This window comes from Fundicoccus ignavus (assembly GCF_009659375.1).
Taxonomy (GTDB): Bacteria; Bacillota; Bacilli; order Lactobacillales; family Aerococcaceae; genus Fundicoccus; species Fundicoccus ignavus.
In genome coordinates this window covers 175,137-201,290 of the sequence record NZ_WJQT01000003.1, presented here as the reverse complement: position 1 = coordinate 201,290, position 26,154 = coordinate 175,137, and the positions used below count along the sequence as shown (strand labels likewise).

Here is a 26,154-nt window from a genome sequence, read left to right as displayed (position 1 = left end):
ATCCTGGTTGGAAGAAGAAGTTTGCTTGGGCTAAGTCGGTTAAAGTCATTTTAGCGTAATCGCTAATGACAACGTATTCGCAACTTGTGTTACATCCGCAGTAGACAAGAATTGTGCACTAAGAATGACTTCAGTATCCGCATCGTAGAAGATTTTCATCTCGACTGTATTGTCTTCATTATGCATGAAGTCTGTCTGATTGCAAATTCGATGACAGGTTCCGCTATCGGCGTAGCGTCGCTTATGCCTTACAAGCACCACCACTGGTCTTATTTTCATCAACAATGACCGGTGTCTTGATTTTCTTATACCAGCCATTCATACGCCTTTAATCGGTCAATTTATGCGAAATCGAGTACTCATTAAAGAGAGCGACTTAAATTAAGTAATCTAATTTAATAAATAAAAACAGGAGCCAAAATACAGGGCTCCTGTTTTTACTTAGAATGAAAGGCGATTAAATGATTATAGCCAGTAAAGCTATTGCATTTAATAGAAGGATTAAGACGGCTAGAATGTAGTGGATAAATGCAAATTCAAAATCCCTATCGTTGTATCTAAATTTTTTATCTAAAAAATGATTGATGGTTATCCCAATGAGTAAGATAGTCAAAATGACGGTTAATTTTATAAACTCATCATTAATTCCCAACGGAAAGGTTCTGGAGAAAAGAACACTTACAAATAAAATAATTGCAGTGAGGTTAGCCAATAAACTAATTCTATCCATCTCGTTTTTACTTTCTACTTCTGAAACATTCAATCGATTTTGGAGTAAATCATAAATAGCATATTTAGAAGCGTTCAAAAAAATATAAGTAGTTAGGGTTATGATTAAGTATAAGGGCGTTAATACAATGTGATGACTTGTATTATTTTGCCAAAGCCCCATCTTAGTCGAGTACAAAAACGGGGACATAAGTGATAATCCTAAATATAAGCCACTCAAAAGACGTATTGCATATTTTTTAATAGCCATAATGGCTCCTCCTTATTCTAAAAAATCTCTTAGTTAATTATTTAAATTATATCATCTATTAAGCAAGCTGTCTCTTAATTAAATTTTTTGGCAAAAAAGAATTAATCATCATGGTATTTTTAAATTGTATGATAGAGGTTTTTATTTTGAAAGGAAGGATCTTAGAGTCTTTCATTTGTGAGAAGTCACTAAAACAATTATAATAGAGTAAATATAGACGAAGGAGTGGGTCAGGTGTCTAAACTGTTTAAACTCATTTTTCTTTTATTGTCAATGACTTTAGTCGTTGTAGGATGTCGTACAGAGAGTGCTCAGGAAGTCGCTACATATGATGAAGCCTATGATCAACAACAACGTGATCGTTACCGTGAACTAAATGAGTATCTCTACGATGAGTATGAAGATAATTTGAAAGACATGACAAGAGATCCACTTTACCCTGAATATGAACGTTTAAATGGCATGTTTAGTATGGGTGGTGAAAGACGATGGGAGATTTTCAAAGCAACGGTTCATTTAGACAATCAAATCATTCAGTATGGTGATCAAGTGATTGAGTATCAAGAGACGGAAGATACTGTCGTTCTATCACAGAACCCGACGGAATTGGAGGACGAAACCTTCGTGCGAATGGTTCGCCTAGCTCAACAACAAGAGGGGGATGATCAGGAACATAATTTTAGGCTTTCACTAGCCGGGGGTTGGTTGCCTTTATTCACGTTGATTGCTGGATTAATTGGTTGGTTTAAACCGAGGTGGGTTTGGTATATAGAAGGTGGTTTCCGATATAAGGATGCAGAACCTGCTGATAATGCCTTATTATTTATTAAAATCCAAGCAATTATTGCTTTTGCGTTAACAATATTCCTCGTCTATTTGTTGTTTAATAGAATGGCTTAATTTTTAGGTCAATGACTAGACTCACTGATATGAGGGGGCCGGTTGATCTCCATCTAATTCCATCTTAGATACAAAGCTCTACTCAGGAACATCTTCTTCCTGATGTGGAGTTTTTTTTTAAAAATACATTTGTATTCAAGCCAAGTCTCAGTATATGAAATAGTCATGCTGAAATTGGCATGGCTATTTTACTGGACTCGATCTGCGTACCAGTGGACTCCAATTGGATATTGAAAGACTCGATAGGACGAATAGGTGGGCCTGAAGGCGCGTAATAATCAACCGTCGAATTGAAAACAATAAGTTGAACTAAGCAGAAAGGTTGGAAATTCAACCTAAAACTAATAATTCCTAATACAATAAAAAAGCTATCTGAATATACAATATGTATACTCAAATAGCTTTCTATTAATCACGATATTTATAATAACGTCGGTGCGCATCTACTTCAGCTAAATAGAAACCAGCCGTTTCAATCGGTCCTTTAATCGTTGTTTTTGAATCATCTGTTGGGACCGCCTCGTTAAAAATCGCTTCATAACGTTCAATATCAATCGCTTCTCGATTATTAAAATGCTGAACGATCACATCTTTGTTAAGTGCATTTAGAAATCCATCTTGAATTGTACCAACCAATAGTTCAGCTACCGCTCCTGAACCATAGCTGAATAGACCAATTTGGTCACCACTCTTTAAATCTTCTGCAAAAATCAATAAGGAAACTAAACTTAAAAACAGCGATGCTGTATAAACGTTCCCTACTTCTTTATTCAATCTTGCACTCTCTTCAAAGTAACTTTTCCACGTATTTAATAACGCTGTTTTTTCTTCTTCATTAAAGACTGAGTCTGCCAGCTCTTCATAGCTACCTAATGCTTTTTTACCCATTTTAGTAAACGGTAAGTGGAATGTCATTGCTCTCAATTGTTTTAACTTTTCTGGTTGAGTCGCTTCCATTTTCGTCATAATTCTCGTGAATATATTTTTGTACAACTCTGTTGAAAATTTACCATCAACCATTGAATATTCAGAGTAATCCGGACGCCAGAAATCAAATTGATTATCAGTAATACTAATACTATCCATATCAAGCGCAAGGATTTGTGGGTCAGCACTGATTAACATGGCGATTGCCCCTGCGCCTTGAGTTGGTTCGCCACCCGTTTCTAATCCATAGCGTGCTTCATCTGCTGAAATAACTAAAACTTTACGATTAGGACGTAATCGGACATAATCACAGGCTAATTGTAAAGCAGCCGTTGCACCATAACATGCCTCTTTTACTTCAAAAGATTTAGCAAAAGGTTGAATTTCAAGTAACTCATGTATATAAGTACTTGAAGCTTTAGAATAATCAAAACTTGATTCTGTTGCAAAAATAACTTGATCAATTGCACCTTTATCTTCTTCAGTTAATATTTGCTTGGCAGCATTAGCACCAAGTGCCACAATATCTTCCTCGATTGTGGGAACTGCCATTTTATTCTGACCAATTCCGATAGTATATTTCTCAACTTCAACTCCACGAGCTGTCGCTAATTCTTCCATCTCAAGATAAAAGTGTGGTAGATAGACACTCATCTTATCTATTCCGACTTTTGTATCCATTACATTCCTCCATCAATCTTACAATTTAAATGCTAATCAACTGCTTGATTAGCCAGCATTAAATATTCTACCATTATTTACGAAAAAAATAAGTAAAAACTGTCATTTTATTATATCTTAATAAAAGTTTAATGCCTAATAAAACTATTTTCCCCTCAAAAGACTCAGTATTTCTTTCGCTTTAGTACTATTCATTATGCCGGATTCACGTAGTTTTTTTACAACTTCATCGACCTCTGTTAAATCAGCGCCTATTTGTAAAGCTAAACTCCGTGCTTGTAAAGCCATATGACCTTTTTGAATGCCTTCTGTCACTAATGCACGAATCGCAGCAAAATTTTGTGCCAGACCTACCGAAGCGACAATTTCAGCTAACTCATTCGCAGTAGGTTGATGTAATAAATCTAAAGCCCATTGGGCTGTAGGATGAACAGATATCGTTCCACCTACTGTCGCTAATTGTAAGGGTAATTCAATTTCGCCAACAAGCTCATTTGTTGAATGGTCAATCTTCCATTTGGACAAGCCACGATAAACACCTGAACGAGAGGCATAAGCGTGAACCCCCGCCTCAACGGCACGCCAATCATTCCCAGTTGCAATTAACACTGCATCAATGCCATTCATAATCCCTTTGTTATGTGTAGTGGCACGATAAGGATCAATTTGTGCATATTCACTCGCTAGAGCAATATTGTGTGCTATTTCTTCCGCTAACATAGCATCCTTATCTAAACTAATAATCGGTATTTCACAACGAGCTGTTACAATTGCTTCAGTAGCATAATTTGAAAGAATACTCATTAATGGCTCGTGTTCCGTTAACGTGGCAATTCGTGGTGCAACATTCTCCAGTACAGTATTTAGAGCATTAGCTCCCATAGCTTCACATGGATCAAACGAAATATAAGTTGTGACAAAGGCACCACTGTCACCTTCGAAGGTTTGTGTCCAAATTTTACGTGGACCACCACCCCTTTTAACCATATTCTCACTGGCGGCTTTGGCAATTTTCATCAATTCTTGTTCATTCGAGTTTATAATTTCTTGAATTAACATTGGCTTTTCAACGGTTGGTAATATTATTTGACCAATTGTTTCGCGTTTGAGCATTTTAGCTTTAATATTCCCAACCTTTTTCGCTCCATTACTTGCCGCCGCAATAACACTCGGTTCTTCAACAACCATTGGAACCGAATAAGGTATATCATTCACGATGAAATTAACCGCTACTCCTAAGGGTAGTTGATAATTAAACACATAATTTTCAATCATTTGGTCAGCTACCAAATTTGGCAATTGAATATCGTCGATTGACTGAACTTCCTCTAAGCCAGTCTCATCAGACAAATCAAGACGAATTTTAGACCACCCTAATTTATGGAGTATCTCTAATCTTTCTTTTGGTGTCTTTTTATAAAAACCATTGAATATTTGATTCATTCAAAGCCTCCTATTCCATCTACTATATTTCTGACTATAAACAAATTCACATATATATTATGCCACAAAATATAGAAAAAGCGAACACAACTGTGTTTTTTTGCACAGTGTGTTCACTTATAAATAATTATTTTGTTCCGAAAATTCTGTCGCCAGCATCTCCTAAACCAGGTAAGATATAACCATTTTCATTTAAACGATCATCTAAGGCTGCTGTAAAGATTGCTACACCTGGGTGTGCTGCTTGTAAAGCTTTAATTCCTTCTGGAGCAGCCACTAAACATACAAATGTAATATTCTCTGGTTTACAGTTGTATTTATTAGTCAATTGATCTAAAGCAGCGATTGCAGAACCACCAGTTGCTAACATTGGGTCGACCACAAAGATACGACGCTCAGTAATATCTTGAGGTAGTTTAACAAAATATTCCACAATGTCTAACGTGTCATGTTCACGGTATAAACCGATATGGCCTACACGCGCTGAAGGAATTAAATCTACCATTCCGTCTACCATACCTAAACCAGCACGTAAAATTGGTACGATTGCTAATTTTTTACCTGCTAATTGTTTTTGAGTTGTTTCAACTAAAGGTGTTTCAATCACAACATCTTCTAAAGGAAGATCACGCGTAATCTCATAGGCCATTAACATTCCGATTTCATTCGTTACCTCGCGGAAAGCTTTCGTTGAAGTGTTCTTGTCTCGAATAATTGTTAGTTTATGTTGAATTAATGGATGGTTAACCACCGTAAAATTTGCCATTATAATATTCCTCCTAAAGTGTTCTTTTATTGATTGTATAAAGGTTTGTCAGCTACTAATTGCTGAACTCTTTCCTGAATAGAAGGCAAGTCAGTTTCATCTGCTTGCAAGGCTTCTAATATTAATTCTGCAATAATTTTTGCATCATCTTCTTTTAATCCGCGGGTTGTAATCGCAGGCGTTCCAATTCTAATCCCACTTGTTTCAACAAACGAATGCGTATCGTTAGGGATTGAATTTTTGTTCACTGTAATACTTACTTGATCCAAACGTTCTTGAGCCCATTTACCTGTAATTCCGAGTGGCGTTACATCTAATAAAAACAAATGATTATCCGTACCACCTGAGATAACTTTCAATGGACTTTCCAAGAAAACTTCCACCATTGCCTGAGCATTCTTAATAATTTGTTCCGCATAGACTTTAAAGTTAGATTCTAATGCTTCTCCAAAGGCAACTGCTTTTGCTGCAATGACGTGCTCCAAAGGACCACCTTGAATCCCTGGGAATACAGCACTATTAATTTTCTTAGCATGTTTTTGCTTTGCTAAAATGATACCTCCACGAGGTCCACGTAAAGTCTTGTGCGTTGTCGTTGTAACTACATCAGCAAATTCCACTGGATTTTGATGCAATCCTGCTGCAACTAAACCAGCAATATGCGCCATATCGACGAAATAAATAGCATTTACTTTTTTAGCAATTTCACCCATTCGTTTAAAGTCAATTGAACGAGAATAAGCACTTGCTCCAGCAATTAACATCTTTGGTTGACATTCAATGGCAATTCTTTCCAATTCATCATAATTAATTTGTTCTGTTTCTGGATCTAAACCATAACTATACATTTCATAAGATTGTCCACTAAAGTTCACTGGCGAACCATGGGTTAAGTGTCCTCCTTGAGAAAGATCCATCCCAAGAACACGGTCGCCCACTTCTAAAAACGCTCGGTACACTGCAAAGTTTGCAGAAGAGCCAGAATGTGGTTGAACGTTAGCAAATTCTGCGCCAAATAATTTTTTAGCACGATCAATTGCTTCTTGCTCAATAACGTCAACAAATTCACAGCCACCATAATATCTTCTACCTGGATAACCCTCAGCATATTTATTCGTTAAAATACTACCCTGTGCTTCTAAAACAGCTGGTGAAACAAAGTTCTCTGACGCGATTAATTCGATACCTTCTAATTGTCTTGTTTCTTCTTTACGAATAATATCAAAAATAAAATCCTTCTCAATTGGCATGTAAGTCATTGCCCCCTTATCAAATTTTAATTATTATAGCACATAATTTGAAGCTTTAGTGAGACGATTCATATAAGCATGCCCCGCATCATCATCTAAGAGTGCCTGAGCGAAGATTATCTCGCAACTAGATTGTTCTAGATAACGTAAGCCAGCATAGAGCTGACGCGTTGCAGAAGCTACATCTCCTTCGCTCCCTAAAGAATACGAACTATAAAAACTTTTATTTGCTTCGAGCGCTTTAAGTAGTTTTTCATCCGCTAAAACTCCTATTTTTCGATCTTGTTTATCCATTTCTTTTAACCAGTCGGAAACGGTATATTCAATCGGAATTAAATAAACAGGTTGTTCCGGACTGTAGTGTAAATATTTCACACCTGGGGACTGGACATCCTTATTCGCTAATTGCTGACTAGCCGTCATCTCAACGACTGGTGCTATTTTTTTAAGCATATTTTGCGTAATTGCGCCGGGTCGCAGAATAACAATCTGTTCATCATCTGCTAAGACTACTGTTGATTCGACGCCAATTTCAGAAATTGGGGACTGAGCCTTTATTACTCCTGAGATAGTACCTGAAAAATCATTTAACACATGTTCCACTGCGGTTGGGCTCGGTTTACCTGATAAATTTGCACTAGGACCTACCAAGGGAAAACCAACCATCTCAATTAAGAGTAACGTTTCCATTTGACGTGGCATCCTAACAGCAACCGACTTTTTACCAGGAGTGACATTGGGTGCAAAAACACCTTCTTTCAGCGGAAATATGATCGTTAAAGGTCCTGGCCAGAATGTTTCCATTAATCTTTGCGCTAAAGGACTGACGTTAGCAACCGTATCATGAACTTGACTAATATCACTTACGTGAACAATTAAAGGATTGTCTTCCGGGCGACCTTTAGCTTGAAAGACACCTCTAACTGCTGTTTCATTATTCGCAATCGCACCTAAGCCATAAACCGTTTCAGTTGGAAAAGCGACCAATTTACCCTGTTTTAATAACGCTGCCGCATCTTTCAGTGTTGAATAATCAAACACTTGAGTATTGACTGCTTTATTTAGGTCCTCAACATTTAAATCTGTCATTCGCTCACTCCTTTCACAGTTGAATTTTAACATAGCGATCTAATGAATTTAAATCTTTTTCTATCAATATTTCTGCATTAGGATACTCAGACTGAAAAATCGCTTTAACAGCCTCTCCTTGTTGAAATCCAATTTCTAATAAAATTAATCCATTAGGGTTTAAGTAATTATGGGCTTCCAAGGCTATGCGTTGATAAATCGCTAAACCTTCGTCTTCGGCAAACAAAGCCAATGTAGGTTCAAATTTCTTAACACTTTCATCCATTAAACTAATTTCGTTCTCAGAAATATATGGCGGATTTGAGATGATGACATCGAAAGGAGCCTCCGAATCTAGCTGATTAAACAAATCACTTTTGACAAAATATATCTCAACATTATGTGATTCAGCGTTCTCAATCGCAACTTTTAAGGCAGCCTCACTTAAATCACAGGCTGAAATATCTGCTGTAGGAAAAGTTTTCGCCAGTTTAATCGGAATAATCCCCGTACCAGTCCCAATATCTAAGACCCTAGAAGTGGGATTGTTTTGAAGGAAGTTCATTGCTAGTTCAATCAATCCAGCTGTGTCTTCTCGTGGGATTAGAGTATCTGGCGTAACTTTAAATCGCTCATTCATAAAATCAGCGTACCCCACTATATATTGAATGGGTTCATGTTTAACTAAACGTTTTAAAGCCACTTCATATTGTTCTAATAAATCTATTGCTACTGGCTTTTGCAACTGTTGAACATACTCTGTTAAAGTCCAATCAAATAACATTAACCAATATTGTCTTGCTAACGTACCATCTAAACCATTTTCGTCCAAAAAAATTGAAGCTCTATTTTGAGCTTCAACCAGATGCTTGCTAGACTTGAGGTCCATTTAGTTCCTCCAGCTTTTGAGTTTGGTCGTATAAAACTAACGCATCAACAATTTCATCTAATTTACCGCTTAAAATCGTATCCAATTGTTGAATTGTTAAACCAATACGGTGGTCTGTTACTCTATTTTGTGGGAAGTTATACGTTCTAATGCGTTCAGAACGGTCACCAGTACCAACCGCTAATTTTCTACTTGCATCGAATTCGGCTTGTGCTTCAGATTGTACTTTATCAAATACACGCGCACGTAACACTTTCATCGCTTTTTCACGGTTTTTTAATTGCGAACGCTCATCTTGCATTGCAACAACCGTATTAGTAGGTATGTGTGTTAAACGTACAGCTGAAGCTGTTTTGTTAACGTGCTGACCACCAGCACCACTTGCGTGATAAATATCTACACGAATGTCGTTATCATCAAGATCAAAGTCGATTTCTTCAGCTTCAGGCATAACCACAACCGTTGCTGTAGAAGTATGAACACGTCCTTGCGATTCCGTTTCTGGAACTCTTTGAACACGGTGAGCACCATTCTCAAACTTCAATTTAGAATACACTTTATTGCCGGTAATCATAAGTGTTACTTCTTTGTAACCACCAATTCCAGTAATATTGGCATCCAAAACTTCAACCTTCCAACCTTGACCATCCGCATAGTGTGTATACATATTTAATAAGTCACCAGCAAATAGTTGCGCTTCGTCTCCCCCAGCAGCACCACGAATCTCCATGATAATGTTCTTTCCATCATTAGGATCCTCAGGTAACATCATCACTTTAATTGCTTCTTCAAGTTCCACTTTTTGGTCTTTCAAATCAGATAGCTCTGCTTTAGCTAATTCTGCCATTTCGCTATCTAGACCTTCACTTAACATCTCTTCAGTGTCTTCAATACCTTGAATAACTTCTTTATACTGTTTAATTTTCTCAACTTTTGGTCTTAAATCCGCTTCTTCAATCGTTAACTCTCTTAAACGATTCGTATCCGAAATTACGGCCGGATCACTTAACAATTCATGTATTTCATCAAATCTAAAGATTAACGTGTCTAATTGTTCAAACATTTCTTCACTCCTCTTGTGTAATTCTACTACTTTTCATCCATACGTGTTGGATTTTTATAACATTTACGACAAACCGGTAAATAGGATTCATTCCCACCGATTTGAATTTGTTCGCCTTCATAAACAGGTTTACCATCAGAAAAACGCAAGTTCATTATAGCTTTCTTATGGCAGAACCAGCAAATAGTTTTAATTTCTTCTATTTTGTCTGCATACAATAATAAGTATTTCGACCCTTCGAATAAATTATTAACAAAGTCATTTTTCAAACCAAAAGCCATAACTGGAATATCTAATTCATCAACCACTCTCGCCAGTTGAAGGATGTGTTCTTTCGTTAAAAATTGTGCTTCATCAATCAGAATACAATACAACTTTGTCTCAATACTTTGAATTGTTTCAAATAAATCCATATCATCCGTAATAGCAATCGCATCTCTTTCGAAACCAATACGACTTGCTACCTTACCCAAGCCAGAACGCACATCTACCGCACTCGTAAAAATCTGTACTGCCTTATTTTGTTCCTCATAATTATGGGCAACTTTTAAAATCTCAATCGATTTCCCACTATTCATTGCACCATACTTAAAATAAAATTGTGCCATAAACCTTCGCGCTCCTCACTCTAAATTACTTCATCTAGTAGACTTACTCAACTATCCATAATAGAATAATTACCTCCTTTAGTCAATTAAACAAACACTTTTTTATACATTTTCTATAAGGAAAGACCCGTTTACTCCTCACAAAATATGTAAATTTTCATTACAATTTAATCGATATTTATCACTTACACTTTCAATTCAGTGGATTGCTTGCTAAAATACTAATGTTAATTAAACGTCGACTCAGTCACGTTTTAAATATGACGTGCATCCAAAAGATGACATGATAAGGAGTAATAGCCAATGACACTTAGAAGTAATTTTGCAATTAATGCGGGACGATTTGCCCTATGGGGATTAACTACCTTTACCCGCGGAGGAAGTAGTTTACCTGGTAAAATTGCAACAACAATCGATCCTAACGTTCTAGAGGCGTTAACTAAAAATTATAAAGTAGTCGTAATTACAGGAACCAATGGAAAAACACTTACGACTGCTCTTACAGTTCAAGCTCTAAAGCAAAAGTACCCTCAAGTTTTAACTAATCCTACGGGGTCAAATATGCAACAAGGAATTGTCAGTACTTTTCTTACTGCTCCTAAACTTAAAGATGGAGAACAAGGAATTGCTGTACTTGAAGTAGATGAAGGTTCATTAAAACATGTCGTCAATGCATTAAAACCGGAACTATTTGTTCATACAAATGTTTTTAGAGATCAAATGGACCGCTATGGAGAAATTTATTCTATTTATGAATTAATGGCTGATGCCGCTAAAGCCGTTCCAAATGCTACTGTGCTGGCTAATGCAGATTCACCTTTATTTAATTCAATGGAGTTACCTAATCCACGAGAATATTTTGGTTTCGACCATAAGGTGGACCATGATGTTGAACCACATTATAATACTGACGGTATCTTATGCCCTCATTGTAATAATGTTCTAAGTTATCATAATCTAACCTATGCTAATTTAGGTAAATATTATTGTAAACATTGTGACTTCAAACGCCCTAATCTAGACTATTCAATAAATAAAGTTGAAGAATTAACTTTGACACATTCTACTTTTGAAATTGATGGTCATTCTTTTACGATTCCAGTTGCTGGTTTATATAATATTTACAATGCTCTCGCTGCTTATAGCGTGGCACGCTTTTTAGGCGTTGAACCAAATGATATTCGTGAAGGTTTTAAACAAGCCGAACGCGTATTTGGGAGACAAGAAATCATCAATATTAATGGCAAAAAAGTGCTTCTAAACTTAGTAAAAAATCCAGTTGGTCTTAACCAAGTAATTGAATTAGTTGGTCTTGAAAAGAATCCATTTATGCTAGTATCAATACTAAACAATCAATATGCTGACGGTACGGATGTTAGTTGGATTTGGGATGGTCATTATGAGCAAATGGTTAATTTCCCTATTAAAGAAACAGTCGTTGGCGGGATGAAAGCCGATGAAATGAAATTACGCTTAACAGTCGCAGGTATTCCAGAAGAATCGATCACTCAATTAAATTCAATGAACGACATCATCGAAGCGATTGAAAATTCTTCTGAAGAACACGTACATATCCTAGCAACCTATACAGCAATGCTGGAATTACGTAAGATTCTACAAGAGAAAAACCATTTATAAAATCTATCAAGTAAAAGCGGGGAGTTACAATGAAAACAATCAGAATATGTCATCTATACGGAAACTTATTAAACACCTATGGCGATAATGGTAATCTACTAATGATTCAATACTACGCCAAAAAGAAAGGCTATCAAGTTGATACAAAGATTGTAAGTTTAGACGATGATTTTAACGCTGCTGATTATGACATTGTATTCTTTGGTGGTGGCCAAGATTTTGAACAAAAAATTATTGCAAAAAATAGCCAAAGATTAAAAAATGAGTTGCAATCTTACATTGAGAATAATGGTGTAATGCTTGCCATTTGTGGTGGCTATCAGCTACTTGGCGAATATTATGTTACAGCAAAGGGCGAAAAAATTAATGCTTTAGGAATTTTACCTCTCTATACAGAACGCCAAATTAATTCACGCTTCATCGGTGACATTGAAATCTATGATGAAATCAATAACCAAACCTATGTAGGTTTTGAAAATCACAATGGCGTAACTCATTTAGCCGGTGACTTACAACCATTAGGAAAAGTAATCAAAGGTAACGGAAACAATGGCCAGGATCAAACTGAAGGTTTACATTATAAAAATGTCTTTTGTTCTTATTTTCACGGTCCTCTATTAGTTCGTAATAAATGGTTAGCTGAGCATTTGATTGATTTAACGATTAAACAATTAAACTAAGTCATTATAAAAAGCAGTAGAAATCGCAAATGGATTTCTACTGCTTTTTATATGAATAACATAAATAATATTGGTAAAAAAATTGCTGGCGTAAAATTTAATATCTTTAATTTTGTTAAACCTATCATATTTAAGCCTAAGCCAATTAGTAATATAGAACCCACACAAATAACTTCCGTAATCACTTCCACCGGCAGTAAAGGTTCTAAAACAAATGCAAATAAAGTTAATGAACCTTGTATCAGTAATACTGGAATACTTGAGAGTAACACACCTGCTCCTAACGATGATCCAAGCAATATTGAGGTGATACCATCAAGGATACTTTTCGTATAAAGAGTTGTATTATCACCTGTTAAACCACTTTCTAATGAACCTAGAATTGCCATTGAACCTACACAGAAAATCAATGACGCACTAATAAATCCTTGTCCTAAGTCTTTAAAGTTAGATAGATGTTGTACCTTTTCTTCAAGCTTTTGAACACCTTTCGTTAAATGGTAATCGAAATCAATACCTTCACCGATTAGAATCCCAACCACGATAGATAAAATCATAATAATCGTTTCTTTACCTTGAATCGCTCCATTAATACCTAAAGTAATGACACACAAAGCTACTCCTTGCATTAATCTCTCATGAAACCTTTCGGGTATTCCTGCTTTAAAAAGAATTCCTAAACTTCCACAAATAATAATTGCTACTGCATTTACAATCGCTCCCATTTAACGCCTCCTAATCTTTAATACTTCTCACTATACAACAAGAAAATACTGAAGACCAGATTATATTCTCTGATTCTCAGTATTTAAATGTTTATATTCGTTTTTTATTATTCTTCGTCAGAGTTTTCATCAATATCAATTTCTTCATCTTCATCAAATTCAGATTCTTGTATGTTTTCTCTCTCACTCCAAGGTATTAACTCAAACGCTTCATCAACAAAAAATTGATAACTTGGACTCCAGACAAAATCAGCATAGTATTCAATCTTGCTTTCTTCTAACACTTCCTCAGCCAATAAATCTTCACTCACTGACTCTTCGTCAGATAATGTCTCTGAAGTCTTTGAGGATTCACCAGTTGAATCCTCAACTGTTGGTACATTAATACTGATATAAACATCTTCGCCTTGCCAATAATCTGCATAAGTCATTTTGTCCAAAGCAAAGGTTTTAACTACTTTATAGGAATCACCTGGTTTAAGTGTTTTACCATACATTTCATTTATTAATACGTAATCATCAGAAATCTCGTCACCATTTATTACTAAGCTAGCTCTACCGTCAATAGGTAATAAATCATTTTTAGAATTATTTGTTACTTCATATTCGATAGAAACGATTACTTGTCCATAATTAAAGTATTGAAAAGCATCTTCATAGCTTTTATGTGGTGTGAAATCAGACACTTCTGCCCTTAATAAAGTAATTTTCACATCATCATCAGTCGAAATACTTGCATTTAAATCCTCAGAAGCAATAATCTCTTTGTTTCCCCACCACTCAGTTGTTAAACGATCTTGAATATACGTGGTATTTAATAATAATTGTTGGCCATTCTCATCATTAATCGGTAAATGAAGTGGTAGTTCGTCTCCTAATGGATTAGAACCCAATCCAACAATTTCATTTAAACTTTGTCGTGGCGGTACGACTGTTAAATAAAAACTCCCTAAGTCTAAAATCTCTTCTGTTTCCTCACGACCGATACCATAAACTAAGTATCCCTCTACCGCAGTTTGAGGTGCCATTTCACCCGAATTCGCAAGCAGAATTTGTGCTAAATTCCCACTTTCCATCGGATAAAGCTGAGCACTTGGATAATTTTGGATAATCGCTCCTGGGTAAGACAACCTAAGTTCCTCAATTGGAAAATAAAAAGTTTCATCAGATGTATTAGTGATCGTCGCATGTAGCAAAACAATTGAACCTTTACCTGTCGAAAAATTAAATTCGCTAGCTAAAGATTCATCAAACTCTTCGACCTCAAACATCTTTATTGAATCAACGGATACTTCAAAAGCTTGTTGTTTTTGAATAAAGTTCTGACTTAGAGAAAAAACTTGTTCATCAATTGTAATTTCTTCCTTAGCTAACAATGCATTTTCAACCATACTTTGCTCTGGAACAAGTCGTGTATCAATAAAATCATCTGTGGATGATTCCATTACAGACCCTTCATCAGAAGTATCGGCTTGTACAGAGGTCAATTGGCTAGAATTATCTATTTCATTTGCACTATTCTCGATAAAATCGTCATACCCCGTTGAAATTGAATCACATCCAATTAAACAAATCGAAGCAAACATTAAACCTAGCCCTTTTTTTAAACCTTTATTTTTTATGGAATTGTGTTGCTTTACCATTTTTGTCCAACTTTCTTAGTCATTTTAAATTATATTGTTACCTCTATTCAACCGATTCTAAGTCATCTTCTTCAGGATCAGTTTCTTCCATATCTAAGCTAGAAATTGGATGTTCTTCTTCATAAAGTCCTGATTGTTCACGAAATACATCGTATAACTCAGATACAATCACTTTAATTACAGCATAACCGGGAACCCCTAGGATAACACCAGTTAATCCGAAGATATGGCCTGCTCCTACTAAAATCAATAGAATGGTGACTGGGTGAATTTTCATACTGTTTCCTAAAATTTGAGGCGAAACAATTCGACCTTCAATTGTCTGTTCAATTACTAAAACAATGATTACTTTTACGAACATCAAAGGCGATGTTAACAATCCTATAATCAAAGCTGGTACGACAGCAATGAAAGAACCCAAATATGGGATTACATTTAGCAGAGCTGAGATCACCGCTAAAGTTACACCGTAGTCTAAGCCAATAAAAGTATAGCCTATACCAAACATAATACCAACAATAGTTGCTACTAAAATTTGACCTCTAATATACTGTGAAACTTGATAGTTCCCACGATACAAGATACGGCGAGCACTAACACGATACTTAGTTGGTATGTAATATAAGATTGTATTGGGGATTTTTTCTCCATCAACTAAAATATAATACAATAAAATCGGAATCATTACCAATCCAGTCGCTAATTGGGTAATTGTCCCAATAACATTGCTCAAACTTCCAAATGTTGAAGTAATGATTGGATTTATTTGTTCCGTAATCATGCTTAAATTAAAATCTTCCAAATAGCTGCTTATATTCGGAAAAAGTTCTTCTGTATTTGGAATAAAAGGTGAGTCAATAACCATTTGTTCAAGTGTTTCCATATAAACTGGTAAGTTATCCATAAATGAACGAGTTTGATTTTGAATAATAGGGACTAAATAAGATACCCCCCAAATAATCAACAAAACAATTACAATAAACAAACCGATGATTGAAATACTTTTATTAATTCCTCTTTGATCCAATTTATTAATAACTGGAGCAACTAAATAATATAGTATTACTGTCGCAATGATTGGAAATGCTATAAAATTAACAAATTGAGTAATCGGACTAAATAGATAAGCAATTTTCGTAAAAACCTGTATAATCAACAAACTTATCAAAATAATTAATAAACTAATGACAGCCTTGTTATTTAAAAAGCGTTGAAAAAACCAAGTATTACGGATTGTACTATTCATATTCGCATTACGTCTCATAAAATAAACCTCCTGACTAGCTTTATTTAATAATTTTATCATAGTTTAATGTCAATTACTCTACATCAGCCTAAAGGCTTGTACAGATTATTTTATTTTTATGTGGTATAATTCTTTTATATTGTGTGGTAAGAAAGGAAGTTCTAAATGATTCAAAACTTTATCCTAGGTGGCTATACCAAAAGATTAAACAAAGGCATTTCTAGCATTTACTTTAATCCTGACAAACAGATTTTTTCTGATTCGAAATTAATCGCTATATTGGATGGTCCAACATATGTTGCACTCTCTAAAGATAAGTCTCTTTTATTCGCAATTCATAAAGAAGATGATAAAGGTGGAATTGTTGCTTTTCGCTTTATCGAAGGTAATTGGAAAGAAATCAGCCGTGCATTCGGAAGTAAAGTTCCAGGTTGTCATGTAAGTTTTAAAGAAACAACGCGAACGCTCTATGTTTCGAATTACCATGAAGGTGCTGTTGATGTCTATCAATTAGATGATGCAGACCAATTGCACCATATCCAAAGTGTTAAACATGAAGGTTCAAGCGTTCATGAAAACCAAAAATCTTCACATGTTCATTTTGCTGACATGAATAACGAACAAACAAAACTATATGTATGTGATTTAGGTACAGATATTATTACAACCTACCAAATAGATGAGCAAGGTAAGCTTACAGTAAGCAGCGAGCTTAAACTTGAAGCAGGAACTGGTCCGCGTCATTTAGTATTACATCCTGCAAAACCTCTTATTTACGTTATTGGTGAATTAAATAGTACGACAACTGTGTTAAACATTGAAAACGATGGTAGCTTATCTGTTAAACAAACAGTCATCAATATACCTGAAGAAAAAGTAGAAGAATCTGCTGGAGCAGCAATTAGACTAACCTCTGATGCTTCCTTCCTTTACACTTCAAGTCGTTTTCATAATGTGATAACTGTCTTTTCTGTTAATAAAGATAACGGCGAATTAACCAAAATTCAGGAAATTGACACAATTGGTCAAATTCCACGTGATTTTATTTTAGATAGTACAGAGAAGTTCGTCTTAGTTCCACACCAAGACAGTGACTATATTTCTATCTTCTCACGTAATTCAGCAACTGGTGAATTAAAATTCTTAAATAATGAGACAAAAGCACCTGAATGTGTATGTATCGCATCTACATAAATAACTTAAGAAAAATAATTTAAGCGACCTCTAAGAGAGGTCGCTATTTCTTTGAAATTTATTTTAAGGTTACAGTACCAATTTGTTGGCCTCTCTTAACTTGTCCGGAAGCTGTGATATTAATAGCCTCAATTACTTCGTCACCATTAGTAAAGATTACAATCATGACATTATCTTTTTCTGCTGCTTCTAAACCTTTAAGATCAACATTAGAAACTACTGTTTGTCCTGTTACTTGATTATTTTCGCTTACCGCTGACTCAAATGGTCCACCGTCTAATGACACCGTATCAATCCCCATGTGTAATAATACTTCTAACCCATTTGAATCAAATCCGATTGCATGTTTCGTAGGAAAAACAGTACCTACTTTACCATCAACTGGTGATGTAATTGTTCCATTGTTGGGAACAACTGCATAACCGTCTCCCATCATTTTTTGAGCAAAAACTAAGTCATTTACATTCTCAATACTAATTAAATCACCGTCAGCAACTGCATAAATTGCAATATCTTTCACTACTTCTTCTTTTTTATCTTTCTTCTTAAATAAACCAAACATATTTTTCACTCCTCCTCATTTGTTCTTCCACTACTATTATAAACGAATAACGTAAAAACATGTAGAAAAAGCTATTATTTTCTAGAAAAAATCATCATTATCTTTTTTTATAAACTTTTAGAACCTTAAATATTAATCACTAGTGGCTCTTTTTACCGAAAGGTTCTATTTTTGGCAATTTAGTGTATAATGTTTTTAATCAAAAAGAAATGAGGTTTAATTTTTTTGGAAAATTTTAACGTGATTGAACTTATAAAAATATTTATTTTGAGTATCGTTCAAGGTATAACAGAATGGCTTCCAGTCAGCAGTACTGGACATATGATTTTAATCGATGAATTTCTTCGTTTAAATTTAAGACCAGAATTTATAGAAATGTTCTTAGTACTTGTGCAACTTGGTTCTATTTTTGCGGTAATTGTCATTTACTTTACGAAGCTAAATCCTTTCTCTGGTAAAAAAACTAAAGAAGCTCAGAAACAAACATGGATTATCTGGTTTAAAGTTGTGGTAGCAAGTATTCCAGCTGTAATTTTCGGATTAATTCTAAATGACTATATGGATGAATACTTCTATAATCCTTGGGTAGTATCAGTTGCATTAATTGTATATGGTTTTGTCTTTATTTGGATTGAAAACAAACACCAAGGCAAGCATTCATTAACAATTGATTCGATGGATGATTTAACTTACTTACACGCATTCAAAATAGGACTATTTCAAGCTTTATCAATCATTCCAGGCACTTCACGTTCTGGTTCAACGATTATTGGTGGTTTATTAATCGGTATGGATCGAAACGTAGCAACTGAATTTTCATTCTACATGAGTATTCCCGTTATGTTTGGTGCTAGTTTCCTTAAACTAGTGAAGTTCGGTTTTGATTTCAGTCAAGCAGAACTTATTTATCTTTTATCAGGTATGTTGGTAGCATTTATCGTCTCATTAATCGCAATTAAATTCTTGTTAAATTATATTAGACGTAACGACTTTAAAGTATTCGGTTACTACAGAATCGTACTTGGTTCGTTAGTTATTCTATATTTCCTATTTAACTAAAAAAATCGTACTGCAAAATATATTGCAGTACGATTTTTTTGAATTATTTAGGCAATGCGATTTCAGTTACGCCACCCATATACGGTACTAATACTTCTGGAATCTTTACACTTCCATCAGCTTGTTGATAGTTTTCTAATATTGCAACAACAGTACGTCCTACTGCTAATCCTGACCCATTTAAAGTATGTAAATTTTCAACTTTTCCAGCAGCATTACGGTATCTAATTTTAGCTCGTCTTGCTTGGAATGCCTCACAGTTTGAACAAGAACTAATCTCACGGAATGTATCTTGTGCTGGGACCCAAACTTCAATATCATACGTTTTGGCAGCTGAGAAACCCATGTCTCCTGTGCAGAGTACAATTGTTCTATATGGTAAGTTTAAGGCTTGTAAGATTCCCTCTGCATCTGACGTCATTGATTCTAACTCTTCATATGAATGTTCTGGATGCGCAAATTTTACGAGCTCAACTTTATTAAATTGATGCATTCTAATTAATCCACGTGTATCACGTCCAGCGCTTCCGGCTTCTGATCTAAAAGATGGCGCTAATGCTGTAAATTTAACCGGTAATTGCTCCTCATCTAAGATTTCATTGGCATAAAAGTTTGTCAACGGCACTTCTGCGGTTGGAATCAATGTAAAATTACGATCATCATTTAATTGGAATGTATCTTCAACAAATTTAGGATACTGTCCTGTACCAAACATTGCTTGTTCATTAACGATATAAGGAGGTAACATTTCAGTGTACCCATTATTAGTTGTATGTTGATCTAACATAAAGTTATAGATGGCTCTTTCAAGACGCGCCCCCAAACCTTTATAATAAACAAAACGACTTCCAGCAACTTTTGCCCCACGTTCAAAATCTAAGATATCTAATTTTTCTGCAATATCCCAGTGATTTAGCGGTTCAAAATCAAATTCTGGCTTTGTTCCCCATCTGCGTATTTCCACACTATCTTCTTCATCTTCTCCAACCGGCACTGATTCATGAGGAATGTTTGGTAATCGATGCTCAATTTCCTCTATACGTCCAGTTAATTTATTCAACTTTTCATCATTTTCTTTAATTACTTTACCAATTTCTTGCATTTCAGAAATCTTAGCGTCTGCATTTTCTTTGTTACGTTTTAAAGTAGCAATTTCTTGTGTTACTTGATTACGCGTTTGTTTTTGTTGCTCAACTTCGTTCAACAATGCTAATCTTTCTTCATCTAAATCACGATACTCACTTAATACCTCTAGTGTAATACCTCGATTAATTAACAAACTCGTCAAATCTTCAAAATGGTCACGTAGTAATTTACGATCTAACATAATATTCCCTCCTAATTTTATGATACATTTATACACAAAAAGACCCTCGTCAAAATCTGGGACGAAGGTCTAAATTCGCGGTACCACCCGTGTTCATAACAAATAAACTTGTTATGCTCTCAAAATCGATAACGGCGAACACCGGCACTACTTACTCAAATGTTTTCATAGGCTACTTGATAACGTGGATTCACTATTTAGTTTGAACGGTTCTCACCAACCACCGTCTCTCTGAACAAACACCATAATTACTATTCGTTACATATTTACTTAATTATAATTCAGACACAATAAAAGTCAAGCTTACTACCAGTTCAATTGTTGTGCCTTATCCGTATCGTCATAATGATGAGTAGTTTCCAAGCCAGCAAAATTCTGTTGACGTAACGCTTCAAAAATAATGATATTAGCCGTATTTGATAAGTTTAAAGAACGTACATGTTCATCATTCATCGGTATACGTAAACAAGCATCTTTTAATTCTTCCATTAACTCAATAGGTAATCCAGTCGTTTCTTTACCGAACAAGAAAAACTGTTCACCAGTTTCATTACTAGCTAAATTTTCATCGCTATAAATTTTCGGAGCAAATTTAGTGATTAAGTATAAACTACGCTCGCCAACAAACTCTAAAAAAGCAGCCATATCTTTATGATAGGTAATATCAACGTTATGCCAATAATCTAAGCCTGCTCTTTTTAACATTTTATCATCTGTGCTAAAACCTAAAGGCTCAATCAAATGAAGAGCCGTATTTGTTCCAGCGCAAGTTCTAGCTATATTACCTGTATTTGCAGGCATTAATGGTTCAAATAATACAATATGATTTTTCAATTTATTCCCTAGTTTCTTTAATATTATTAACGCATTGAACGAGGTAACCTTTTGGCCCTAAGAGTCTCTAGCGCTTTGGTCATTTCTTCTACCGTTTCTGGATCTGTTTCTTTAGCTAATTGATCAGCTACACATTCAATCAGTGCTTCATTTTTATAACGTTGGATTTGGCCAATTGCCCATGCAGCAGTTCCCCTAATCATTGGCCGTGGATCTTCTTCCATCACTTCAATAAGTTGCGGTAATGCAGTTTGATCGCGATAGTTCGCTAAAGCAATAATCGCATTTCTTTGTAATGGTTTTTTCCCTCGCCAAGAACCAGCCATATGTCCAAATTGTTCTTTGAAATCCTTATTTGAAATGGTCAACAAAGGTTTTAAAGCCGGTTGTACCTCTTCCGGAGTGGGTTCCATTTCAGGATGAATATGTGAATCGATACCTTGATTATATGGACAAACCAACTGACAAATATCACACCCATAAATTACATGAGTGATTTGTCGTCTATATTTTTCTTCCATATAGCCCTTAGTTTGAGTCTGATAAGAAAGGCATACACGTCCATTAATACGGCCATCTCCTAAGAGTGCACTTGGTGGACACGCTGTAATGCATCGCATACAGTCACCACAACCAAACGGGACTCTTTCATCAGGTTCAAACTCTAAGTCAGTGATAATTTCACCTAGATAAACATACGAACCAAACTCTTTCGTAATTAGTAAGCCGTTTCGCCCAATAAAGCCCAAACCAGCTCGTTCAGCTGTCGCAACGTCTATTAGCTCACCAGTATCAACCATAGGCTTAAAAGTTGCAGTTGATGCCTCTTCCTTAATAAAATCAATCAGTTTATTCATTCGATCACGAAGAATATCATGATAGTCAATTCCCCATGATGCCCTTGCAAAAGATCCACGTCTGTTTTCTTTATCTTGTGGGAAAGGATTATTTAGCTTACTTGGATAAGCCAATGCAATAGAAATGATGCTTTTAGGGCGATCAAATATCTTTTCTGGGAATAATCTTTCTTCTAAAACTCTATGTTCAAAGCCAGTTGAATGTCCAGCTGCTTGTTGTTCTTCTAATGATTCTTTTAAATGATCAAAAGGTTCAGCTGTCGTAAAACCTATTTTATCTATCCCGATTTCTTTAGCTGCTAATTTGATTTTTTCTTTTAGCGTTTGACTCATTATCCTCCCCCCTTTCACTTTATATTATTGTATGTGTATTCTATAAAGTCAACCTAATACAATAATTTTCTCATAAAAAAACACGCGCTGAAATTTAGCACGTGTTTTTAACATCTATTAATCTTCTTGAGTTTCCTCTTCACCAATAACTTCTGGCTCAGCTACTTCTTCATCTGATTCTTCAGGAACTTCTGTTGGAGCTGAAACTGTTACCACTGTTTGTTCCCCATCATCTAAAACTTCAACGTTTGCAGGAATACTTAAATCAGCAACTGTTTTAACATCACCAATTACTAATCCTTCAACATCAATTTCAATATTGGAAGGAATATTATCCGGTGTTGTTTCCACTTGAACGGTATTAGCGATTAATTCAACAATACCCTCTTTTAATGTTTCTTCATTGATAAGTACTAAAGGAACATCAACAGTTAATTTTTGGTCCTTAGAAATCGCCTCTAAGTCTAAGCTATAAAACTCATCTTGTAATGATGCTTTAGCAAAATCCTTGATCCAAACTTTTTGAACATTGCCATCATACTCAAGATCAAAGACTGCGTTTGCCCCCTCACGTTTCAACAAAGCGTCAAACTCACGACGATCTACAGTTAAAGAAACTGTTTCAATACCATTCCCATATAAGGTAACTGGAATTAAACCTACTTTACGCGCTTTACGAGAAGCACTTGTACCAGTACTTTTTCTTACATCTGCCTTAATTGCCATAATTATCTATCTCCTTTTTTCTTATTAATGCCTAATAATAATTTTTGCACACTAATAATGATAACAAAAAAAACATACAAAAGCTAGAAAAGGCTCTGTGTTTGGAATACAATAGTAGTTAAGTGTAATTCTTTTGAAAATAGAGGTGATTAAATGAAAATATTTTTCAAACAATTTCGACCTTTTGATTTTGTCATCATTGGTCTTGCTTTACTTCTTTCTTTTGCACCAACATTAGTAACTGCCTATGTCTATGGAAATCAATCAGAAAACCAAGAAATTGTGGCAATTATAAAAATAAACGGCCAAGAAGTTGACCGTTTTATTTTAGAAGAAGGTTCTGAGCAAGAAATAAAAACATACCATCCTAATCCAGGTCAATATAATATAATCGAGAAGCAAGGCGACCGAATACGCATTAAAGAAGATAATAGTCCTGATCAAGTTGGCGTTAAAACAGGATGGATTAGCCGCCCAGGACAAACTGCAATTTGTCTCCCTCACGGTTTTATTATTGAAATCCTTGGAACCATGAGTGAGGATGAGTTGATTCTACCCCTATGACCGTTAACCAATGATGCTTGCTAAAAGCAATACAATTACATACATACTTGCAAACAAGGTGAAACTTTTTATCGCTTCTGGAAAAGTTTCTCTTGTTTGTTTCTCTTTAAAACGCATCACACTACCATAATGTTTAGGTATTAAACCAAAACTTATTATTGACCACACTGGTAAAATCCCACTTACTATATACAACAACCATGCTATCCATGGTAATAAACTTAATATTTGGTACAGAATAACTGCATTTTTCTTTCCTATATAGAAAACTAATGTCTTACGCTCATTAATGATATCTGTTTCTAAATCGCGTGTATTATTGGCTAACATAATATTCGCAATTAAACAAATCAACGGGATACTCATCATAAATATCTTCATTGCCTCAAACCAAGCAAAGCTAATATTGATATTTCCCATTGTGTGAACTGATGTCAATAACTTTTCATACATGGTCATATAGACCGCAAGAAAGAATATTCCAAATCCCATCGTCCCACCTGACATGATTTCGCCAAAAGGACTTCTTGAAATTGGGGTTGGGCCAAATGTATAAGTGATTCCCAAGAAGAAACAAATTCCCCCTAGTATTAATAACAAAAAATCAGTGAGAAAAATTAAACTAATCGCAAACACAGTCGCAACCGCTAATAAAGCAAAGACTATCATAATCATTGTTTTAAAACTTAAATTATTTCTACCGATCACATTCTCTTCATGCTTATAATTCATATCTATTGCTTTATGATAATCAACAGTATTATTTATTGCAGTTGTACACATATCAAAAAATATGACTGAAATCGCAAATAAAATTGAATTTAACCAATTAAATTGTTGATAATGATAATACGTCCACAAAAAACCAATCATCATTGGAAAAACGCTAGCTATTTTAGTTCTTAATTCTACAAACTCTAGAAATATTAGTATTTTTTCTTTATTCATCTGCTAAGTGATACTCCTCATTAGTTAATTCAAAAGTGTCTTTTAATCCGGATGTAAGATGGACACCATGATCTTTATCTACAAAAACGGCTTCTAAACCTTCAATGGATTCGACAAAATTTATCCCATCCTCAATACCAAACAAGAATAATGCCGTTGAATAAGAATCTCCCTCAAAAGAAGTATTAGCAAATACCGTTACACCTGAAATTTCATTGTCCAAAGGATATCCAGTCAACGGATCTAAGATATGATGATATTTAATGCCATCTACTTCGACAAAGCGTTCATAAATTCCTGAAGTTACGACTGCACCATTTGTAACTCTTTGTGTCCCTACGACTTGTCCTCTTGTTTCATCTGGATCTTGAACCCCAACATTCCAACCTTCTTCATTAGAGGGTGATGTGCCCATTACAACAACGTTACCACCTAAATTAATGATAGCGGTCGTTACACCGTGACTAGCTAATATATCTCGAACTCTACCTCCGATGTAGCCTTTGGATATTCCTCCCAATTCAATGACCATACCCTTTACCTCTAGTTTAACTGTTAGATTTTCTTCATCTATGGTAATTTTTCGATAATCAATTAAAGGTAATGCCGCATCTATTTCATCATCACTAGGTTTACGCGCATCTTCAGATCCAATCTGCCACAAGTTTGTAACGGCACCAATGGAAATATCAAACTTACCTTTGCTTTGTTCAGCAATATTTAATGCTTGTTTAATTACTGCGAAGGTTTCTTCATCTACTTCAACTGATTCTACGCCAGCTGCTTGATTTATTCGATATACATCCGAACCTTCTAAATTAGTACTGAATTGTACTTCCATTGCTTCCATATAATCAAATGCATCATTCAATGCTGCTTCTACTTCCTCGCCTTCGTGAAAAACTTGAATTTGCACTGCGGTATGTAACAACGTTTCGGTTCTCGATGTCGGTGTTTTCGTAATTTTTAAAGGATCACCTACATAATTTTCTGTTGTAGGTGATGCCTGACTCACTACATCAGTTGCTTTTTCAGTTTCATCGTTTGCTGCACAACCCAAAAGCGTAAACACACTTAACAATAAAACGCCTATTTTCATTTGTTTATTAACTATCATATTAACCATTCTCCCTTAGAACTATAATCATTCGATTGTTAATATTTTAACACATTTAAGTAAGTAAGGGATAGCTGTCTATGTATTAATGGTAAAAATCAACAAAAAAGAAGGAATCCTAAGATTC

At 35.1% G+C, this 26,154-nt stretch carries 26 protein-coding genes and 1 other annotated feature; of the genes, 6 read left to right on the top strand and 20 right to left on the bottom strand.

Annotated features, from left to right (window positions below):
* Window positions 1-45 precede the first annotated feature (45 nt).
* Together GF867_RS04090 and GF867_RS04085 are read right to left on the bottom strand one after the other, a co-directional pair.
* Window positions 46-318, bottom strand: coding sequence for a hypothetical protein (locus tag GF867_RS04090; RefSeq protein ID WP_153831839.1), 273 nt, complete (start codon window positions 316-318; stop codon window positions 46-48).
* A 139-nt stretch (window positions 319-457) separates the two neighbouring features.
* The gene (locus GF867_RS04085; RefSeq protein ID WP_153831838.1) at window positions 458-979 is read right to left on the bottom strand and encodes a hypothetical protein; all 522 of its coding nucleotides are present in this window, start codon (window positions 977-979) and stop codon (window positions 458-460) included.
* 234 nt (window positions 980-1,213) lie between these two features.
* On the opposite strand from GF867_RS04085, the gene GF867_RS04080 reads away from it, so the two are divergent.
* Entirely contained in the window at window positions 1,214-1,879 is a 666-nt protein-coding gene (locus GF867_RS04080) for a DUF6199 family natural product biosynthesis protein (protein ID WP_153831837.1), read from the top strand.
* A 408-nt stretch (window positions 1,880-2,287) separates the two neighbouring features.
* Here GF867_RS04080 and GF867_RS04075 read toward each other — a convergent pair whose 3' ends face one another.
* From GF867_RS04075 to GF867_RS04040, 8 genes are all read right to left on the bottom strand, one after another.
* A complete protein-coding gene (locus GF867_RS04075; protein WP_153831836.1) occupies window positions 2,288-3,487 on the bottom strand; it encodes a hydroxymethylglutaryl-CoA synthase in 1,200 nt (399 codons plus the stop codon).
* Window positions 3,488-3,631: 144 nt separating this feature from the next.
* Window positions 3,632-4,930: a hydroxymethylglutaryl-CoA reductase, degradative gene (locus GF867_RS04070; RefSeq protein WP_153831835.1), complete on the bottom strand. Its 1,299-nt coding sequence runs from the start codon at window positions 4,928-4,930 to the stop codon at window positions 3,632-3,634.
* A gap of 127 nt (window positions 4,931-5,057) precedes the next feature.
* On the bottom strand, window positions 5,058-5,696 hold the full coding sequence (gene upp / locus GF867_RS04065; RefSeq protein WP_153831834.1) for a uracil phosphoribosyltransferase: 639 nt from the start codon (window positions 5,694-5,696) through the stop codon (window positions 5,058-5,060).
* A gap of 26 nt (window positions 5,697-5,722) precedes the next feature.
* Window positions 5,723-6,946 carry a serine hydroxymethyltransferase gene (gene glyA, locus GF867_RS04060; RefSeq protein ID WP_436718595.1) on the bottom strand — a complete coding sequence of 408 codons (1,224 nt, stop codon included), beginning with the start codon at window positions 6,944-6,946 and terminating at the stop codon, window positions 5,723-5,725.
* A gap of 33 nt (window positions 6,947-6,979) precedes the next feature.
* A complete protein-coding gene (locus tag GF867_RS04055; protein WP_153831832.1) occupies window positions 6,980-8,035 on the bottom strand; it encodes an L-threonylcarbamoyladenylate synthase in 1,056 nt (351 codons plus the stop codon).
* A gap of 13 nt (window positions 8,036-8,048) precedes the next feature.
* Window positions 8,049-8,903, bottom strand: coding sequence for a peptide chain release factor N(5)-glutamine methyltransferase (gene prmC / locus GF867_RS04050; RefSeq protein ID WP_153831831.1), 855 nt, complete (start codon window positions 8,901-8,903; stop codon window positions 8,049-8,051).
* On the bottom strand, window positions 8,887-9,966 hold the full coding sequence (prfA, locus tag GF867_RS04045; RefSeq protein WP_153831830.1) for a peptide chain release factor 1: 1,080 nt from the start codon (window positions 9,964-9,966) through the stop codon (window positions 8,887-8,889). Before prfA ends, prmC begins: the two co-directional genes overlap by 17 nt.
* 26 nt (window positions 9,967-9,992) lie before the next feature.
* Complete coding sequence (locus GF867_RS04040) at window positions 9,993-10,574, bottom strand: thymidine kinase (RefSeq protein ID WP_153831829.1); 582 nt, start codon at window positions 10,572-10,574, stop codon at window positions 9,993-9,995.
* A 303-nt stretch (window positions 10,575-10,877) separates the two neighbouring features.
* Here GF867_RS04040 and GF867_RS04035 point away from each other — a divergent pair, with 303 nt between their 5' ends.
* Complete coding sequence (locus GF867_RS04035) at window positions 10,878-12,212, top strand: Mur ligase family protein (RefSeq protein WP_153831828.1); 1,335 nt, start codon at window positions 10,878-10,880, stop codon at window positions 12,210-12,212.
* Between the two features lie 29 nt (window positions 12,213-12,241).
* Window positions 12,242-12,892: a type 1 glutamine amidotransferase gene (locus GF867_RS04030; RefSeq protein ID WP_153831827.1), complete on the top strand. Its 651-nt coding sequence runs from the start codon at window positions 12,242-12,244 to the stop codon at window positions 12,890-12,892.
* A gap of 47 nt (window positions 12,893-12,939) precedes the next feature.
* Here the strand turns inward: GF867_RS04030 and GF867_RS04025 are convergent, their stop codons facing one another.
* The 3 genes from GF867_RS04025 to GF867_RS04015 all read right to left on the bottom strand — a co-directional run bounded on the left by GF867_RS04025 (window position 12,940) and on the right by GF867_RS04015 (window position 16,524).
* Window positions 12,940-13,617: a DUF554 domain-containing protein gene (locus GF867_RS04025; protein WP_153831826.1), complete on the bottom strand. Its 678-nt coding sequence runs from the start codon at window positions 13,615-13,617 to the stop codon at window positions 12,940-12,942.
* Between the two features lie 107 nt (window positions 13,618-13,724).
* Window positions 13,725-15,260 (bottom strand): DUF5068 domain-containing protein, encoded by a 1,536-nt coding sequence (locus GF867_RS04020; protein WP_153831825.1) that lies wholly within the window; start codon window positions 15,258-15,260, stop codon window positions 13,725-13,727.
* A gap of 43 nt (window positions 15,261-15,303) precedes the next feature.
* Entirely contained in the window at window positions 15,304-16,524 is a 1,221-nt protein-coding gene (locus GF867_RS04015; protein ID WP_172973952.1) for an AI-2E family transporter, read from the bottom strand.
* A 147-nt stretch (window positions 16,525-16,671) separates the two neighbouring features.
* Here GF867_RS04015 and GF867_RS04010 point away from each other — a divergent pair, with 147 nt between their 5' ends.
* Window positions 16,672-17,700, top strand: coding sequence for a lactonase family protein (locus GF867_RS04010; RefSeq protein ID WP_153831823.1), 1,029 nt, complete (start codon window positions 16,672-16,674; stop codon window positions 17,698-17,700).
* 58 nt (window positions 17,701-17,758) lie between these two features.
* Here GF867_RS04010 and GF867_RS04005 read toward each other — a convergent pair whose 3' ends face one another.
* The gene (locus GF867_RS04005) at window positions 17,759-18,262 is read right to left on the bottom strand and encodes a PTS sugar transporter subunit IIA (protein WP_153831822.1); all 504 of its coding nucleotides are present in this window, start codon (window positions 18,260-18,262) and stop codon (window positions 17,759-17,761) included.
* A 225-nt stretch (window positions 18,263-18,487) separates the two neighbouring features.
* Between GF867_RS04005 and GF867_RS04000 the strand changes: the two genes are divergently transcribed.
* The gene (locus GF867_RS04000) at window positions 18,488-19,321 is read left to right on the top strand and encodes an undecaprenyl-diphosphate phosphatase (RefSeq protein WP_153831821.1); all 834 of its coding nucleotides are present in this window, start codon (window positions 18,488-18,490) and stop codon (window positions 19,319-19,321) included.
* A 43-nt stretch (window positions 19,322-19,364) separates the two neighbouring features.
* Here the strand turns inward: GF867_RS04000 and serS are convergent, their stop codons facing one another.
* From serS to GF867_RS03980, 4 genes are all read right to left on the bottom strand, one after another.
* On the bottom strand, window positions 19,365-20,648 hold the full coding sequence (gene serS / locus GF867_RS03995; protein ID WP_153831820.1) for a serine--tRNA ligase: 1,284 nt from the start codon (window positions 20,646-20,648) through the stop codon (window positions 19,365-19,367).
* Between the two features lie 54 nt (window positions 20,649-20,702).
* Window positions 20,703-20,916: a binding site (T-box leader), on the bottom strand.
* A 38-nt stretch (window positions 20,917-20,954) separates the two neighbouring features.
* Window positions 20,955-21,482 carry a tRNA (uridine(34)/cytosine(34)/5-carboxymethylaminomethyluridine(34)-2'-O)-methyltransferase TrmL gene (gene trmL, locus GF867_RS03990; RefSeq protein WP_153831819.1) on the bottom strand — a complete coding sequence of 176 codons (528 nt, stop codon included), beginning with the start codon at window positions 21,480-21,482 and terminating at the stop codon, window positions 20,955-20,957.
* Between the two features lie 26 nt (window positions 21,483-21,508).
* Entirely contained in the window at window positions 21,509-22,672 is a 1,164-nt protein-coding gene (queG, locus tag GF867_RS03985; RefSeq protein WP_153831818.1) for a tRNA epoxyqueuosine(34) reductase QueG, read from the bottom strand.
* Between the two features lie 117 nt (window positions 22,673-22,789).
* Window positions 22,790-23,398, bottom strand: coding sequence for a 50S ribosomal protein L25 (locus GF867_RS03980; protein ID WP_153831817.1), 609 nt, complete (start codon window positions 23,396-23,398; stop codon window positions 22,790-22,792).
* A gap of 153 nt (window positions 23,399-23,551) precedes the next feature.
* On the opposite strand from GF867_RS03980, the gene GF867_RS03975 reads away from it, so the two are divergent.
* Window positions 23,552-23,962, top strand: a complete 411-nt coding sequence (locus tag GF867_RS03975; RefSeq protein WP_153831816.1) for a NusG domain II-containing protein — start codon at window positions 23,552-23,554, stop codon at window positions 23,960-23,962.
* Between the two features lie 3 nt (window positions 23,963-23,965).
* On the opposite strand, the gene GF867_RS03970 is transcribed toward GF867_RS03975, so the two are convergent.
* A complete protein-coding gene (locus GF867_RS03970) occupies window positions 23,966-24,910 on the bottom strand; it encodes a UbiA family prenyltransferase (RefSeq protein ID WP_153831815.1) in 945 nt (314 codons plus the stop codon).
* A complete protein-coding gene (locus GF867_RS03965) occupies window positions 24,903-26,027 on the bottom strand; it encodes an FAD:protein FMN transferase (protein WP_253940723.1) in 1,125 nt (374 codons plus the stop codon). Before GF867_RS03965 ends, GF867_RS03970 begins: the two co-directional genes overlap by 8 nt.
* Window positions 26,028-26,154 lie beyond the last annotated feature (127 nt).